Origin of the sequence: Pseudomonas sp. NPDC077408, assembly GCF_050269105.1 — a bacterium.
In the GTDB taxonomy this organism is placed as follows: domain Bacteria; phylum Pseudomonadota; class Gammaproteobacteria; order Pseudomonadales; family Pseudomonadaceae; genus Stutzerimonas.
Window position 1 is genome coordinate 676400 of the sequence record NZ_JBNNHS010000003.1, and the last position, 16307, is coordinate 692706.

Below are 16307 nucleotides of genomic sequence, written 5' to 3' on the forward strand. Positions count from 1 at the left end.
ATTCAGCTCCGCTGAGCTGCAAGCCCGAACCTTGAAGCGTGAAGATTGAAGCAACGGCGTTGCTCTCGACTCCTGGCTCCAGCTCCCAGCTTCCAGCTGCTAATTAGAGTACTGCTTTCGGATAGGACCCCAGCACCTTCAGTGCCACCGCTTCGCGGCCAATTTTCTCCAGGACATCCTTGATCAGCGGATCCTGATGATGGCCGATGCAGTCGATGAAGAACACGTAGGTCCATTTACCGCTTCGCGACGGCCGCGTTTCGATCCGCGTGAGATCGATGCCGTTGGAGTGGAACGGCATCAACAGCTCATGCAGCGCGCCCGGCTTGTTACGCATGGAGACGATGATCGAGGTCTTATCATCACCGGTAGGCGGTACTTCCTGACTGCCGATGATAAGGAAACGCGTGGAGTTATCCGGGCGGTCCTCGATCTTCTCGGCAATCTTGCTCAGGCCGTACAACTGAGCCGCCATGTCACCTGCTATGGCTGCGGAATTCCACTCGCTTTTGACCCGCTTGGCGGCATCGGCATTGCTGGAAACCGCCACGCGCTCAACGTTCGGATAGTGTGCGTCCAGCCATTTGCGACACTGCGCGAGCGATTGTGCATGAGAGTAGATACGGGTGATGCGATCCGTCTTAGTCGTTTCGCCAACCAGCAAATGATGATGAATGCGCAGCTCGACTTCGCCGCAGATGACGATGTCGTGTTCGAGAAAACTGTCGAGAGTATGGTTGACTGCCCCCTCGGTGGAGTTCTCCACGGGCACTACGCCGAAATTGACCGCGCCGGCGACCACCTCACGGAACACTTCGTCAATCGCAGCCATCGGTTTGCTAATCACAGCCTGGCCGAAATGCTTGAGTGCCGCGGCCTGGGAGAAGGTGCCCTCCGGCCCGAGGTAGGCGACCCGCAGCGGTTGCTCCAGCGCCAGACAGGACGACATGATTTCGCGGAACAAACGCGCCATTTCCTCGTTGTCCAGCGGCCCCTTGTTCAACTCCATGATGTGCTTGAGCACCCAGGCTTCACGCTCGGGGCGATAGAACACCGCCTCTTCACCTTCTGCCAGCGCAGCGGTCTTGACCCGAGCCACATCCTGAGCGCAGCGCGCCCGCTCGCTGATCAGCTCGAGGATCTTCTCGTCGAGACTGTCGATGCGTACACGCAGCGCCTTCAGCCGGTCGACATCGCTCATCAGCCGTGCTCCTTCTCGAACTCGCGCATGTAGTCGACCAGCGCTTCGACCGCATCCAGGCCGACTGCGTTGTAGATGGAAGCACGCATGCCGCCCACCGAACGGTGACCTTTGAGGTTAAGTAAGCCGCGCGCATCGGCACCCGTCAGGAACGTCTTGTCCAACTGTTCATCGGCAAGCCTGAACGGTACGTTCATCCAGGAACGGGCATTAGTGGCGATCGGATTCGAGTAGAAATCGCTGGAATCGATGACGCCGTAGAGCAGATCCTTCTTGGCGCGGTTGCGCTGCTCCATGGCCTCGACGCCGCCCTGTTCCTTCAGCCACTCGAACACCAGGCCCGAGAGGTACCAGGAAAAAGTGGCAGGCGTGTTGTACATGGAGCCGTTATCGGCAGCGACCTTGTAGTTGAGCATCGTCGGACAGCTTGAGCGTGCACGACCTAGCAAGTCCTCCCGAACGATAACCACCACAAGTCCCGACGGGCCGATGTTCTTTTGCGCGCCGGCATAGATCAGGCCGAAGCGGGATACGTCCAGTTTGCGAGAAAGAATGTCCGATGACATATCGACAACAAGCGGGGTATCACCGACCTCAGGCACCCAGTCGAATTGCAAACCGCCAATGGTTTCGTTACTTGCGTAATGCAGATATGCCGCATCAGCGCTGAGTTTCCACTCATTCTGGCCGGGGATCGCGAAATAGTCGTATGGCTTGGCACTCGCGGCTACGTTGACGTGGCCGTAGCGCTTGGCTTCTTCGATGCTCTTGCGCGACCAAATACCGGTATCGATGTAATCGGCGACGCCGTCTTCTGGCAGCAAATTCAGCGGAATCTCAGCGAACTGCTGGCTGGCGCCACCCTGCAGGAACAGCACCTTGTAGTTCGAAGGAATGCTCAGCAGGTCGCGTAGATCCTGCTCGGCCTTCTCGGCGATCGCCGTGTACTCGTCACTGCGATGGCTCATTTCCATCACCGACAGGCCCCGACCTTGCCAGTCGAGGAGTTCGGCCTGGGCGCGTTGCAATACGGCCTCAGGGAGCGCGGCCGGGCCAGCGCAGAAATTGAACGCGCGTTTGCTCATCTTCGTTCTCTCAAAAACGGTCGATACCTTGCTCGCTCCATCCGGACCCGGGGGCCCGCACGGGTGCTCGCCATTCCTTAATCTGCAGAGAGGCATACAACGAAACGACGGCGAGCCTAGGAGGCTACGCCGTCGTTTGATTAGCCCTCGTCGTCGGTGGGCACTACATCTGGCGGAACGTCACCGCCGCCGCCCAGCAAGTCATCTTCGCTTGGCTCGGTGCTGACTACTGGCATTTCCTTATCCAGCGCATCCTCATCGATTACCGCCTCGATGTCTTCCAGAACGTCTTCCTCAGAGGGTTCTTGTACACGCTCAAGACCGACCAAGTGTTCATTCTTGCCTAACTTGATCAGGGTGACGCCCTGCGTATTGCGTCCCAGCGACGACACCTCGTCGACACGGGTACGCACCAGGGTGCCCTGATCGGAAATCAGCATGATTTCCTCGCCTGGCTGCACCTGGACGGCACCAACCAGCGGCCCGTTACGCTCGTTCGAAACCATGGCGATTACGCCTTGGCCGCCACGGCCGCGACGCGGGAACTCAGCCAAGACGGTGCGTTTACCATAGCCGTTCAGGCTCGCCGTTAGGATCTGGGCATCCGGCTCGGGGATCAGCATCGAAATCAGGCGCTGACCTTCAGGTAGGCGCATGCCGCGCACACCGCGAGCGGTACGACCCATGGTACGGACGTGCTTTTCCTTGAACCGGATCACTTTGCCGCCGTCGGAGAACAGCATCACCTCGCGCGCACCATCGGTTACAGCGGCTGCGATAAGAGTGTCACCCTCCTCCAGGCCCAGTGCGATCAGACCCACACTACGCGGGCGGCTGAATTGCGACAGCGGCGTTTTCTTCACGGTGCCCTTCGCAGTCGCCATGAAGATGTAGGTACCCGTAGGCTCATCCACCGAGTCATCGGTCTCGTCACCCTCGATTGCCTCTTCGACATCATCGCTTTCGCCGATGATTTCGGCGTCCTCGATATCCTCGTCACCGTTCAGCTGTTGCTGACGTGCCGCCTCGATATCGACCTGCAGCATCGCGGTGATGTGCTCGCCCTCGGACAGCGGCAGCAAGTTCACCAGCGGACGACCGCGCGATGTGCGTGACGCCTCGGGAATCTCATAGGTTTTGAGCCAGTACACCTTGCCCTTGCTGGAGAACAGCAGAAGCGTGGTGTGGCTGTTGGCAACCAGCAGATGCTCGACGTAGTCCTCTTCCTTGACCCCAGTTGCGGCCTTGCCACGACCACCGCGACGCTGCGCCTGATAGGCAGCCAGCGGCTGTGATTTGGCATAGCCACCATGGGAGATAGTGACGACACGCTCTTCTTCGGTGATCAGGTCGGCCAGCGTCAGGTCCAGGCGCGCATCGAGGATCTCGGTGCGGCGCTTGTCGCCAAAGTCCCGCTTGACGCCTTCGAGCTCCTCGCGGATGACCTCCATCAGACGTGCCGGGTTGGTCAGGATGCGGATCAACTCGCCAATCTGAGTCAGAATCTCCTGGTACTCGCTGAGCAGCTTTTCATGCTCAAGGCCAGTCAGGCGATGCAAGCGCAGGTCAAGAATGGCCTGCGCCTGCTCTGGTGACAGGTAGTACTTGCCGTCGCGTAGACCGTACTGCGGATCGAGGCCTTCCGGGCGACAGGAGTCGGCACCGGCGCGCTCGACCATCGACTCGACAGCGCTGGATTCCCAGGCTTCGGCAATCAGCGCTTCCTTGGCTTCGGCTGGCGTCGGTGAGGCCTTGATCAGTGCGATTACAGGATCGATGTTGGACAGCGCGACGGCCTGACCTTCGAGGATATGCCCACGTTCACGCGCCTTGCGCAGCTCGTAAACGGTCCGACGGGTGACGACTTCGCGGCGATGGCGAACGAAGGCTTCTAGCAGCTCCTTCAAGTTGAGCGTACGTGGCTGGCCGTCAATGAGGGCCACCACGTTAATGCCGAACACGCTCTGCAGCTGAGTCTGAGCGTAGAGGTTGTTTAGTACGACCTCAGGCACCTCACCACGGCGCAGCTCGATAACAACGCGCATACCGTCCTTGTCGGACTCGTCGCGTAGCTCGGTGATGCCTTCGAGCTTCTTTTCCTTGACCAGCTCGGCGATCTTCTCGATCAGCCGTGCCTTGTTTAGCTGATAAGGCAACTCGGTGATGACGATCTGCTGACGGCCGCCGACCTTGTCGATGTCTTCGATGATCGAGCGGGCACGCATATAGATGCGCCCGCGACCCGTACGGTAGGCCTCGACGATGCCGGCACGACCGTTGATGATGCCCGCGGTTGGGAAGTCCGGCCCCGGGATGAACTGCATGAGTTCATCGATGGTGATGTCGGCGTTTTCGATCAGTGCCAGGCAACCGTCGATGACTTCACTGAGGTTGTGCGGCGGGATATTGGTCGCCATGCCGACGGCAATACCGCTGGAACCGTTGACCAGCAGGTTCGGAATCTTAGTCGGCATGACTGCCGGGATCTGCTCGGTGCCGTCGTAGTTGGGCACCCAGTCGACGGTTTCCTTGTCCAGATCCGCCAGCAGCTCGTGCGCCAGCTTGGACATGCGCACTTCGGTGTAACGCATGGCCGCGGCGTTGTCGCCGTCCACCGAACCGAAGTTGCCCTGGCCATCGACCAGCAAGTAGCGCAGCGAGAACGGTTGCGCCATCCGCACGATGGTGTCGTAAACCGCCGAGTCACCGTGGGGGTGATATTTACCGATCACGTCACCGACCACACGGGCGGATTTCTTGTACGGCTTGTTCCAGTCGTTGCCCAGCTCGCTCATGGCAAAAAGCACACGGCGATGCACAGGCTTCAATCCGTCGCGCGCATCCGGCAGCGCGCGACCGACGATCACGCTCATGGCGTAGTCGAGGTAGGACTGCTTGAGTTCGTCTTCGATATTGACCGGGAGGATTTCTTTGGCCAGTTCGCCCATGGAAGCCTGGTTCCTTGTAGTCAGCAGGGTCCTGCGATTAAGCGCGGAATGGTATCACAGCTGGGGAGCCGCAGGCTCCAGGATGCACATCCTGGAATATATGTCCGGGATATGCATTGCCAATTCAGTGGAGCCGCTTGCGGCTCATCAGCGCGGCGAGCTTGGCTGCATTGGGCCGTTCGACGATGCCTTTTTCCGTGACGATGGCATCGATCAGGTCAGCAGGGGTGACATCGAACACTGGATTAAAGACGTCGACATCCGCCGCAAACCGCTGACCGTTGACCTCCAGCAGCTCATGGCCGGCGCGCTCCTCGATGGGAATGTCATCGCCTGACTCCAGCTCCATATCGATGGTCGCGCTGGACGCCACTACCATGAACCGCACGCCATGATGCATGGCCAGCACGGCAAGCTGATAGGTCCCGATCTTGTTGGCGACGTCACCGTTGGCGGTGATCCGATCGGCACCGACAATGACCCAGGTGATGCCACGCGTCTTCATCAGGTGCGCCGCCGCCGAGTCAGCGTTCAGCATGACCGGCACGCCCTCGCCGGCCAGCTCCCAGGCCGTCAGCCGAGAGCCTTGCAGCCAGGGACGGGTTTCATCGGCGTAGACGCACTCGACAAGCCCTTCCAGATGTGCGCCACGAATCACGCCAAGTGCAGTACCGAAGCCACCAGTCGCGAGCGCACCGGTATTGCAATGAGTCAGCAGATTCTGTGGATTGCCCTGGTGCTTGCGGATCAGGTCGACGCCGAACTGCGCCATGGTCAGATTGGCTTCGCGATCACTGGCATGAATGGACGCCGCCTGAGCCTCGGCAGCGGTCAATGGATCCTCGCCAGGCTTCAAGCGGTCGAGGCGCTCACGCATTTGATTCAGCGCCCAGAACAAATTGACGGCGGTCGGACGCGAGGCAGCCAGCATTTCGAAATCGGATTCGAGAGCCGTGCGCCAGTCCCCACCTTCGGCGAGTCGGGCTCTGAGCCCCATGGCCAGCCCGTATGCAGCACTGATGCCGATGGCGGGCGCGCCACGCACGACCATCTCGCGGATCGCCGTAGCCACTGCTGCAGCAGAATCGTAGGTGTGCCACAGCTCTTCCAGTGGCAGTTTGCGCTGGTCAAGCAAACGCAGCTGTCCGCCCTGCCATTCGATGGCCTTTACCTTTTCCGCGGCCAACAAACGTTCGCGCATGGCATACCTCTTTTGATTAGCAGCGACCTGGACGAGCGATCTGGCGCTGGATCAAGGTCGGAAAACAAAGAAGCCCGGTCGCTTTCAGGCCGGGCTTCTTCGCTTCAATAGGATTGGGACGGCGAACCGAGTACTCGCCTTGCACCGTTTACCCGGCGCGAATCCTAATCGACTGATTTTGCTAGCACAAGCGGAGGCGGATGGTTGCTGTTGATGGCGGTCCACGCAAGACCCATGGGTCGCAGCGTATGTCAGCGAAATCCATTGATGATTACAAATAATATGGATTCGCATTAACATGCGCACTTCTTTCAAACGGAATGATAAAAGTCATGACACACCACCCTTCCCTGCGGCCATTGCTCACAGCGTTACGTGCCGCCAGTGTGGCCATCCCGGCTGCGTCTCTCTGCACGGTTGCGCTAGCGCAGGCGCTTGAGGAGAGACCAAGGGTGGATGCTTCGACTTTCGAACTACCTGCTCAGGATGTCGTGGCGAGTGAGGCCGAGCGAGGCGACGGCCCGGTTGATGGTTACGTTGCGACGCGCACGCAAACAGGTACCAAGACCGATACCCCGATTCTGCAGATCCCGCAGTCGATTAGCGTGATCACCGCCGAACGCATGCGCGATCAGGGCGCGCTGACGTTGCAGGATGCTCTGCGTTATACCGCTGGCGTGCGTGGCGAGGCGTACGGGCTGGACAGCCGTGGAGACTTCGCACTCATACGCGGAACATCACCGGTGCTATTCCTCGATGGATTGCAACAGAGCTTTGGCAGCTACACCAATACCCGCACGGATCCCTTTACGTTGGAGCGAATCGAAGTACTCAAGGGGCCGTCTTCGATGCTGTATGGGCAAAGCCCGGTCGGGGGACTGGTCAATCAAGTCAGCAAGCGGCCTCGCGAAGATCAGAAAACCCATCTGCAACTGCAGTACGGCAAAAACGACCACAAGCAAATCGCAGTGGACACCACCGGCCCGCTGACCGAAGACAATAGCCTGCTCTATCGCGTCGTCGCCATTGCGGGTGAAAGCGGCAGCCAGGTCAATTATGTCGACAGTGAGCGAATGGTTCTGATGCCTTCAATCACCTGGCGACCCACCGATGACATCGAGTGGACACTGCTGGCGAATGTGCAACGCGACGATAGCGTGCCCAGCTCCATGTTTTTACCGCACCGCGGCACGGTTCTCGATGCACCGTACGGCCAGTTCGACACTGATCTGTTCGTCGGCGAGCCTAACTATGACGAGTACGACACCGAACAGCTCGCCCTAACCTCACAAGTCAGCTGGCGCCTGGATGATGTATGGACGCTACGGCAGAACCTGCGCTACCAAGAAAGCGAAGTCAGTTATCAGCAGATCTACGGCAATTTCCGTCCTTTGGCGCTCAACGCTGACAACCGGACGCTCAATCGTATCTATTACGGCGCCAAAACCGAGGTCGATGCCTGGGTTGCCGACCACAATGCCCAAGCATTGTTCGATACGGGCCCGATCCAACATACCCTGCTGATCGGCAGTGATTATCAGCATGCAGACTCTCGCCAGAAGCGCGCTGGTGGTTCAGCGACTCCGCTCGACCTGTACGACCCGGTCTATGGCACCTTCGACCCCTCGATCGTTACCTATACCGATCAGCCGGATCAGACCATCGCCCAGCAAGGCCTCTACGTTCAAGACCAGCTCAAGTACGAGCGCTGGTTGCTGACCCTCGGCATGCGCAAAGACTGGGCCGACAACCGCACGGAAGGGGGCACACGGCAGAAGGATGACGCGGTTACCGGACGCGTCGGTCTCACCTACCTGTTCGACAACGGCGTGGCACCCTACCTGAGTTACAGCGAGTCCTTTCTACCGACCATCGGCCTGGACGCAGACGGAGAATCGTTCAAGCCTAGGGAAGGCGAACAATGGGAGCTGGGGGTTAAATATCAGCCGGTTGCTAGTCAAAGCCTTTATACCGCCGCCGTGTTCGATCTTCGCGAGCTGAATCGGCAGATGCCGGACCCGATCCGCCCCAACAACACTGTGCAGACCGGCGAAGTTCGCATACGGGGCCTCGAACTCGAAGCCCTGACTGCCATTACCCCGATGTGGGATCTGATCGCGACCTATACCCACCTCGACACCGAGGTCGTCAAAGGATCGTCAGCCGAAGAAGGGGCCCGCATCGCCTCGATCCCAGAGCACATGGCATCGCTGTGGTCACAACATCGCTTCTCGCTGTTTGGCGTTTCCGGCTTCGAAGCGGGGGCTGGTGCTCGCTATGTCGGTGCCAGTTGGGACGGACGGGACACGCTGAAAACCCCTTCGACGACCCTGTTCGACGCCATGCTCGGCTATCGCTATCAGGACTGGGCTTTCAGGCTCAACGCCACCAACCTGGAAGACGAAACCTATTACACCACCTGCCTGGCACGTGGCGACTGCTTCGTCGGAAATCGCCGTACAGTCGTCGGCACCGTCAGTTACAGCTTCTGATGAAGGGTTTTCAATGAACGCGACGTTAACGCGGCGACGGCTGGATCTAGCCGGACGCATCACGGCCGCCCTGTTCGGCGGCTATGCGCTGGCATTCGGCTTTACCGCCTTCCTGTCCGTCTACCTGCCCTTGGCGCGAGCGGATCGAGTGGTTACGGCCAGCCTGCTGTGTTTTGCCGTCTGGGTGGCTGCCGTCATCTATACCTTTGCGGCCCGCAGCGCCTTGCGGGCCTGGCTGTGGCTGGGAGCGCTGACAGTGCTGCTCTGCCTGGCTGCCTATCTGCCTGTTGAATGGAGGAGCCGACCGTGACCTTACGTCAATCGATGGCGGGGCTGCATACCTGGGGCGGACTGCTGCCCAGCTGGTTACTGTTCGTGATTCTGTTCGCGGGCACGCTGGCCTGTTTCGACAAGGAGCTCGAACGCTGGATGCGACCGGCCCTGCACGTGCCCGCAACCAGCAGCATCGAGGCGGATAACGTCAGGCAGTGGCTGAATGCCAATGTCGAAGGTCCCCTACATGCTTACTGGCTCCATGGTCCTACCGAGCGCGAGCCTTATTGGAAGCTGGGCTGGGAGAAAGATGGCACGGGCGAACGTGGGCGTGCCGTCTTCGATCCCGCCACTGGCAAACCCATGCCGGACACCCTGGGAGGCGAGTTCTTCTTCACCCTGCACTACAACCTGCAGGCGGGCACGATCGGCATGTATATCGTCGGCCTGGCCGGCATGTTCATGCTGGTCGCGTTGGTGTCCGGGATCATCGTTCACAGGCGGATATTTAAGGATTTCTTTACCCTCCGGCCGCAAGCCAACGGTCAACGTGCCTGGCTCGACGCGCACAATCTGTTTGGAGTGATTGGCCTGCCCTTCCATCTGGTGCTGGCCTACACGGGCGTCGCCATTTTTGTCGCGACCTACATGCCAGCCGGAGCAATGGTGGCCTATGACAGTGATCCGCTGGTCTTCTTCGAGGAGGTCCAGGGCGGTTATCACCGTAATGAGATGGACAAGCCTGCAGGTGAACTCACCTCACTGGACGGTTTGATCAACGATGCCCGTCAGCGCTGGAATGGCGGCGAGCCGGGCTGGTTGATCGTAGAGCACCCGTTCGACGCCTCGGCAGTGGTCAGCATTCGTCGGCTTGACCCTTCACGCATCGGCTCGCCACAGGACACCTTGAATTACGACGCAACCACTGGCGAGATGCTCCACCAGCAACAGGCACCTGCCACTTACGAGGCCTATATGTGGCTCGTCGGTTTGCACATGGCTCAATTTGGCGGGCAGATCGTTCGGCTGTTCTATGGCCTGATGGGGCTGGCCGGCTGCGCAATGCTGGTCGCAGGTTCAGCAGTCTGGCTACGCAAGCGTGAAGCTCGGCAGTCGAAGGGGATACAGGTGGTACGCGCGCTCAACGGCGCGGTCTTTTTCGGACTGCCCATCGCATCGCTGACACTGCTCTGGGCCAATCGTCTGTTACCAGACACCCTGCCCGACCGAGCGGCAATCGAAGGCTGGTGCTTCGCTTTGAGCTGGTTGGCGGTGGCAGTTTTCGCCTGCATCGGACACGGCCAGCCGGCACGATTGAGCCGTCAGTTGTTCGCCGCGCTAGCGATTCTCGCCCTCGGTCTGCCCGCGCTGAACGCCATCGTGGCTCCGCAAGGACACCTTGTTGCGAGCCTGAGTCGGGGTGACATGACGCTCTTCGGCATCGACCTGGTATTGCTTGCCGTCGGGTTGGTGTGCGGCTGGCGGGCCCTCGCCCAGCCAGAGACGCGACCGGCACGTGAGCGGCGCATGCAGGAGGTTTCGCCATGACGCTACTTGCTTTTGCCTTGGCTTACATCGGCATGCTTGCGCTGTGCCTGGCGATGCCTCGCCACCATCGTCAAGTGTTCAATCGCGCGCCGAGCCTCCTGCAGCAACGTGGGCTGCGCCTGTTGGCAGGCGGATTGCTGGTTGCCATCGTCCTGCTGGATGTCGCAGCGCTGGGATGGGCCATCGGCCTGGTGGTCTGCCTGGGGCAACTGATGTGCGCCGGGGTGCTGGTAGGCCTGATGCTCGCCTGGCGTGAGCGCATGGCAGTGCCCATGGGCGCTGCACTGGGTTTGATAGGGGCGCTGAACACTCTGATGTGAGCTGGCCGTATAGACCTTGAGTCGATGACGTTCATCACATCGACTTGACCCGCGTTCGGGCAAAGCAGAATACTGTATCCATATACAGTATTCTGGATTTGCTGTTCATCATGTCCTCCGTTGTCTCCCTTGATCGATTGCTCGATGCGCGCCAGCTATGGCGAGGCCAGCCAAGCATCGTCTCGACCAGTAACCAGCCGACCGGCCATCCCACCCTGGACGCCGCCTTGCCCGGCGGGGGCTGGCCGGACTCGGCACTGAGCGAGCTGCTGATCGCCACCACCGGCATCGGCGAACTGCGTCTGCTCTGGCCCACCCTGGCACGGTTGACCAGTGCCGGCGAACGGGTAGTTCTGGTCGCCCCGCCTCACCTGCCCTTCCCTCATGCCTGGCTCGCTGCCGGGGTCGACCTGCGCCAACTCAGTCTCGTTCAGGCGCACGGACGCGACGCCTTATGGGCGGCGGAACAGTGTTTGCGTTCAGGCAGTTGCGGTGCGGTGCTGTGCTGGCCACAGCAGGCCGATGACCGCGCCTTGCGTCGCCTGCAGGTGGCCGCTGAGACCGGGCAGACACTCGCCTTCGCCTATCGCTCTTTGCGCGAAGCGGTAAACCCCTCGCCAGCGGCGTTGCGGTTGGCAGTCGAAGCTCGCCCGGCTCAAGTGCGTGTACTCAAGTGCCGCGGCGGGCTGGCGCCCGTCCAGCCAATTTCTGCCGTGGGATGGCAGTGAGCATGCTCTGGGCCTGCATCCTGCTGCCGCAACTGGCCATGGACGGTGTGCTGCGTAGCCGCCCCGATGCCGAAGCGCCACTGGCACTATTGAGCGGTACGCCACAGCGCCGCGTGCTACAGGCGGTCAATCCGGCGGCGCGGGCACTCGGCTTAAAGGCGGGGCAATCATTGGTTGCCGCTCAGGCGCTGACCCGAGAATTCGAGACAGCCGAATACGACCTGGCCTCGATCGAACGCTGGCAGCAGTTCCTCGCCGCTTGGGCTTACGGCTTCAGTTCGCAGGTCAGTCTGCGCTACCCGCGCTGCCTGCTTATGGAAGTGCAGTCCAGCCTCGGCCTGTTCGGCCCCTGGCCTCTTCTCGAGGCGCGTTTGCGCACGGAGCTGAGCGCACTGGGCTTCGGACATCGCATCACGCTGGCACCCAATCCGGCCGCCGCGCGGGTACTGGCCAACGTGCACGACGGCTTGGCCGTGACGGACACCCAGACGCTGCATCAGGTACTGGCTGATCTGCCGGTAGATCGCCTCGGCTTGCCACGTGATGTGTCCAACGCCTTGGCGCGCATGGGCTTGCGCACCTTCAAGCAACTGCTGGCGCTGCCTCGGAACGGGCTGGCAAAGCGCTTTCCGGCAGAAGCCCTGAGACACCTCGACACCCTGCTGGAGCATCGCCCGCTGGCTCTGAGTTTCTACCGCCCGCCCGACCGCTTCGATGCGCGTATCGAGCTGAACTTCGAAGTCGAGTCTCACCAGGCCCTGCTTTTCCCGCTGCGCCGTCTGACGGCCGACCTCGCCGCCTACCTGGCAGGCCGCGACAGCGGGGTCCAACGTTTTACGTTGCATCTGGAGCACCGCAGCCTCCCCGAGAGCCAGCTACCGATCGGCCTGCTCAGTGCCGAGCGCGACCCGGCCATGCTGTTCGAGCTGACGCGCGGCCGCCTGGAGCATCTGCAGCTTCCAGCACCGGTGCTGGCCATACGACTGCTCGCAGACCAGCTGCCAGCCTTCGTCCCCGAGCATCGCGAGCTTTTCGATGAGCGACCGCAACAGTCATTGCCCTGGGAGCAATTGCGCGAGCGGTTGCGAGCCCGACTGGGCGACGACGCCGTGCAGGGGCTTGCTGCTCGCGCCGACCATCGCCCCGAATGCGCCTGGCGACCGCAGCATGCAGCCCACCTTGAGCCGCCATCGACCACAGCACCCCGCCCCGGCTGGCTGCTGAGCGAAACTAAACCGCTGCATGAAGCCTCGCTGCGCATCCTCTCTGGCCCCGAGCGTATCGAATCGGGCTGGTGGGACGGTGGCGACGTGCGCCGCGACTATTACCTGGTGGAAACCCGCACGGGCCAACGTGGCTGGGCCTTTCGCTCAGTCACGGGAGGGCCGTTGATGTTGCACGGCTGGTTCGCATGACGCCCGAATACGCCGAACTGCACTGCCTCTCCAACTTCAGTTTTCAACGGGGCGCCTCCAGCGCCAAAGAGTTGTTTGAGCGCGCCGCACTGCAGGGCTATCGGGCCCTGGCAATTACTGATGAATGCACCCTGGCCGGCATCGTCCGCGCCTGGCAGGCGTCCAAGGAAACAGGCCTGCCGCTGATTGTTGGCAGCGAAATGCACATCGAGAACGGCCCGAAGCTGCTCATGTTGGTCGAAAACCTGCTTGGGTATCAGCGCTTGTGCCGGCTGATTACCTGCGCAAGACGTCGCGCCGAGAAAGGCCAGTACCAGCTGCTGGCCGATGACCTGAGCGAGCCCTTGGATGGGCTGTTGGCCATCTGGATCACTCCCCACCTCGATGCTGACGCAGAAGGTCTCTGGCTGCGCGAACGCTTTCCAGCACGCCTCTGGCTGGGCATCGGACTGCATCGCGGGCCGGATGATGAAACGCACCGGTGTCAGTTGCAGGCACTGGCCAAGCGCGTGGGCATACCCGCGGTGGCCTGTGGCGATGTGCATATGCATGCCCGTGGCCGGCGCGCCCTGCAGGATTGCATGACCGCGATCCGCCATCACCTGCCTGTAGCCGAGGCCGGGCGCCACCTGTACCCCAACGGTGAACGCCACCTGCGCCGGCGCGAGGAACTGGCCCAGCTGTATCCACCCGAGCTGCTTGCCGAGACGCTGCGTATCGCCGAGCGCTGCCAGTTCAGCCTCAAAGAGCTGAAGTATCAGTACCCACACGAGCTGGTACCCGCTGGCCACAATGCCAGCTCCTGGCTGCGCAAACTGGTCGAAGATGGCATGAGATGGCGATGGCCGGCAGGCGTAACGGACAAATCGCGTGCGCTGGTCGAACATGAACTGCAGCTGATCACCGAACTGCATTACGAAAGCTACTTTCTCACCGTTCACGACATCGTCCGTTTCGCCCGCGAACGCCACATCTTGTGCCAGGGTCGCGGTTCGGCAGCCAACTCGACGGTGTGTTTCGTGCTGGGCATCACCGAACTCGACCCCTCGCACAGCCGGCTTTTGTTCGAGCGTTTCCTCTCGCGCGAACGCAACGAGCCGCCGGATATCGATGTCGACTTCGAGCACGAACGCCGCGAAGAAGTGATCCAGTATGTGTTTCGCCGCTACGGCCGCAATCGCGCCGCACTGACGGCGGTGGCGAGCTCCTACCGCGCCACCGGCGCAGTGCGAGACGTAGCCAAAGCGCTTGGCCTGCCGCCGGATCAAATCAATGCCCTGGCCGAATGCTGCGGGCGCTGGAGTGAGCACGTACCTGATGACGCTCGCCTTCAGGAAGCCGGCTTCGACCCCAGCAGCCCGGTGTTGCGTCGGGTAATGGTGCTGACCAATGAATTGATCGGCTTTCCTCGCCACCTTTCACAGCATCCGGGCGGGTTCGTCATTTCCGAATACCCGTTGGATACCCTGGTGCCGGTCGAGAACGCCAGCATGGCCGACCGTACCGTGATCCAGTGGGACAAGGACGATCTCGACGTGGTCGGCCTGCTCAAGGTCGATGTACTGGCGCTCGGCATGCTCAGCGCGCTGCGCCGTTGTTTCGATCTGATCGCCCGCTATCGCGGCACGCAGTGGACCATTGCCACACTGCCCAAGGAAGACCGGCCGACCTACGAGATGATCAGCCGCGCCGACACCGTGGGCGTTTTCCAGATCGAATCGCGAGCGCAAATGGCCATGCTGCCGCGGCTGCGACCTCAGACGTTCTACGATCTGGTGATTCAGGTCGCCATCGTGCGACCCGGGCCGATTCAGGGCGACATGGTTCATCCCTACCTGCGTCGGCGCAATAAAGAAGAGCCGGTGGAGTATCCCTCCGATGAACTGAAACCCGTATTCGAGCGCACCCTTGGCGTGCCCCTGTTTCAGGAGCAGGTGATGGAGCTGGCAATCGTCGCCGCTGAATACACCGCCGACGAAGCCGACAAGTTGCGCCGCGCCATGGCCGCCTGGAAGCGACATGGCAGCCTCGAGCCGCACCGAGTGAGATTGAGCGAACGCATGCTCGCCCGTGGCTACAGCGCAGAATTCGTCGCACGGATCTTTGAGCAGATCAAAGGCTTCAGCAGCTACGGCTTCCCCGAATCCCATGCGGCCAGCTTCGCCCTGCTCACCTATGCCAGCTGCTGGCTTAAATGTCATGAACCAGCCGCCTTCGCCTGCGCCCTGATCAACAGCTGGCCGATGGGCTTCTACAATCCCGATCAGATCCTCCAGGACGCCCGTCGCCATCAACTCGAGATCCGCCCACTGGACGTTCGTCACAGCGGCTGGGATTGCAGCCTTGAGCCGACCGACACCCATCAACCAGCAATCCGTCTGGGGCTGCGCCTGGTACGAGGCTTTCGCCAGGAGGATGCACGTCGAATCGAGGCGGCACGTCAGCAGCAAGCCTTTGTCGGTATCGATGACCTGTGCCTGCGAGCCCGACTGGATGCCCGTGCGCGGGAACAGCTGGCCGACGCCGGGGCGCTGAAAGGGCTTGTCGGGCATCGTCATCAGGCTCGCTGGGCGGTGGCCGGCTTCGAGCCGCAGCTGCCGCTGTTCGCTGAACAGGTCCAGACCCCGGAGGCAGCGGTGCCTCTGCCCTTGCCCTCGGTCGGTGAAGAGTTGATGACCGATTACGCCACCCTGGGTACCACGCTTGGCCCGCACCCGTTGGCCTTGTTGCGTGACCAGCTGCGAAGCCGGCGCTGCCGCAGCTCGCGCGAGCTGGTCGAAGTCGAACATGGTCGGCTGGTCAGCGTGGCCGGTCTGGTTATTGGTCGCCAACGCCCGCAGACCGCCAGCGGCGTCATCTTCGTCACCCTTGAAGACGAGTTCGGCATGATCAATGTGGTGGTCTGGCACGACCTGGCCGAGCGGCAGCGACGGGTATTGATACAGTCCCAAATGCTTCGAATCGATGGGCACCTTGAATCGGCAAATGGCGTGCGTCACGTCATCGCCGGACGCCTGAGCGACCTCACCCCGATGCTGACCGGCCTCGACGTACGCAGCCGGGATTTTCAATGACCCCGAGTATCACCATCGATCA

General features: G+C 61.1%; 11 protein-coding genes. 7 read left to right on the top strand and 4 right to left on the bottom strand.

Features of this window, described 5'->3' with window-relative positions; all coding sequences use genetic code 11:
• Positions 1-103: 103 nt before the first annotated feature.
• From pheA to mtnA, 4 genes are all read right to left on the bottom strand, one after another.
• Entirely contained in the window at positions 104-1201 is a 1098-nt protein-coding gene (pheA, locus tag ACQKEK_RS12315) for a prephenate dehydratase (RefSeq protein ID WP_045427855.1), read from the bottom strand.
• The gene (gene serC, locus ACQKEK_RS12320) at positions 1201-2286 is read right to left on the bottom strand and encodes a 3-phosphoserine/phosphohydroxythreonine transaminase (protein ID WP_499142846.1); all 1086 of its coding nucleotides are present in this window, start codon (positions 2284-2286) and stop codon (positions 1201-1203) included. Before serC ends, pheA begins: the two co-directional genes overlap by 1 nt.
• A gap of 140 nt (positions 2287-2426) precedes the next feature.
• Positions 2427-5234, bottom strand: coding sequence for a DNA gyrase subunit A (gene gyrA, locus ACQKEK_RS12325; protein WP_128121102.1), 2808 nt, complete (start codon positions 5232-5234; stop codon positions 2427-2429).
• A gap of 124 nt (positions 5235-5358) precedes the next feature.
• Positions 5359-6435, bottom strand: a complete 1077-nt coding sequence (gene mtnA, locus ACQKEK_RS12330; RefSeq protein WP_128121101.1) for an S-methyl-5-thioribose-1-phosphate isomerase — start codon at positions 6433-6435, stop codon at positions 5359-5361.
• A 452-nt stretch (positions 6436-6887) separates the two neighbouring features.
• On the opposite strand from mtnA, the gene ACQKEK_RS12335 reads away from it, so the two are divergent.
• The 7 genes from ACQKEK_RS12335 to ACQKEK_RS12365 all read left to right on the top strand — a co-directional run bounded on the left by ACQKEK_RS12335 (position 6888) and on the right by ACQKEK_RS12365 (position 16285).
• Entirely contained in the window at positions 6888-8927 is a 2040-nt protein-coding gene (locus tag ACQKEK_RS12335; RefSeq protein WP_499142849.1) for a TonB-dependent siderophore receptor, read from the top strand.
• 13 nt (positions 8928-8940) lie between these two features.
• Positions 8941-9237 (top strand): DUF3649 domain-containing protein, encoded by a 297-nt coding sequence (locus ACQKEK_RS12340; RefSeq protein WP_128121099.1) that lies wholly within the window; start codon positions 8941-8943, stop codon positions 9235-9237.
• Positions 9234-10748, top strand: coding sequence for a PepSY-associated TM helix domain-containing protein (locus tag ACQKEK_RS12345; RefSeq protein ID WP_499142851.1), 1515 nt, complete (start codon positions 9234-9236; stop codon positions 10746-10748). The genes ACQKEK_RS12340 and ACQKEK_RS12345 overlap by 4 nt, the downstream gene beginning before the upstream one ends.
• Entirely contained in the window at positions 10745-11068 is a 324-nt protein-coding gene (locus ACQKEK_RS12350) for a DUF3325 domain-containing protein (RefSeq protein ID WP_499142852.1), read from the top strand. The genes ACQKEK_RS12345 and ACQKEK_RS12350 overlap by 4 nt, the downstream gene beginning before the upstream one ends.
• 110 nt (positions 11069-11178) lie before the next feature.
• Positions 11179-11796: a translesion DNA synthesis-associated protein ImuA gene (imuA, locus tag ACQKEK_RS12355; protein ID WP_128121097.1), complete on the top strand. Its 618-nt coding sequence runs from the start codon at positions 11179-11181 to the stop codon at positions 11794-11796.
• Positions 11797-11798: 2 nt separating this feature from the next.
• The gene (locus ACQKEK_RS12360) at positions 11799-13211 is read left to right on the top strand and encodes a Y-family DNA polymerase (protein ID WP_499142854.1); all 1413 of its coding nucleotides are present in this window, start codon (positions 11799-11801) and stop codon (positions 13209-13211) included.
• Positions 13208-16285 (top strand): error-prone DNA polymerase, encoded by a 3078-nt coding sequence (locus tag ACQKEK_RS12365; RefSeq protein WP_499142856.1) that lies wholly within the window; start codon positions 13208-13210, stop codon positions 16283-16285. Before ACQKEK_RS12360 ends, ACQKEK_RS12365 begins: the two co-directional genes overlap by 4 nt.
• The last annotated feature ends 22 nt before the right edge of the window (positions 16286-16307 follow it).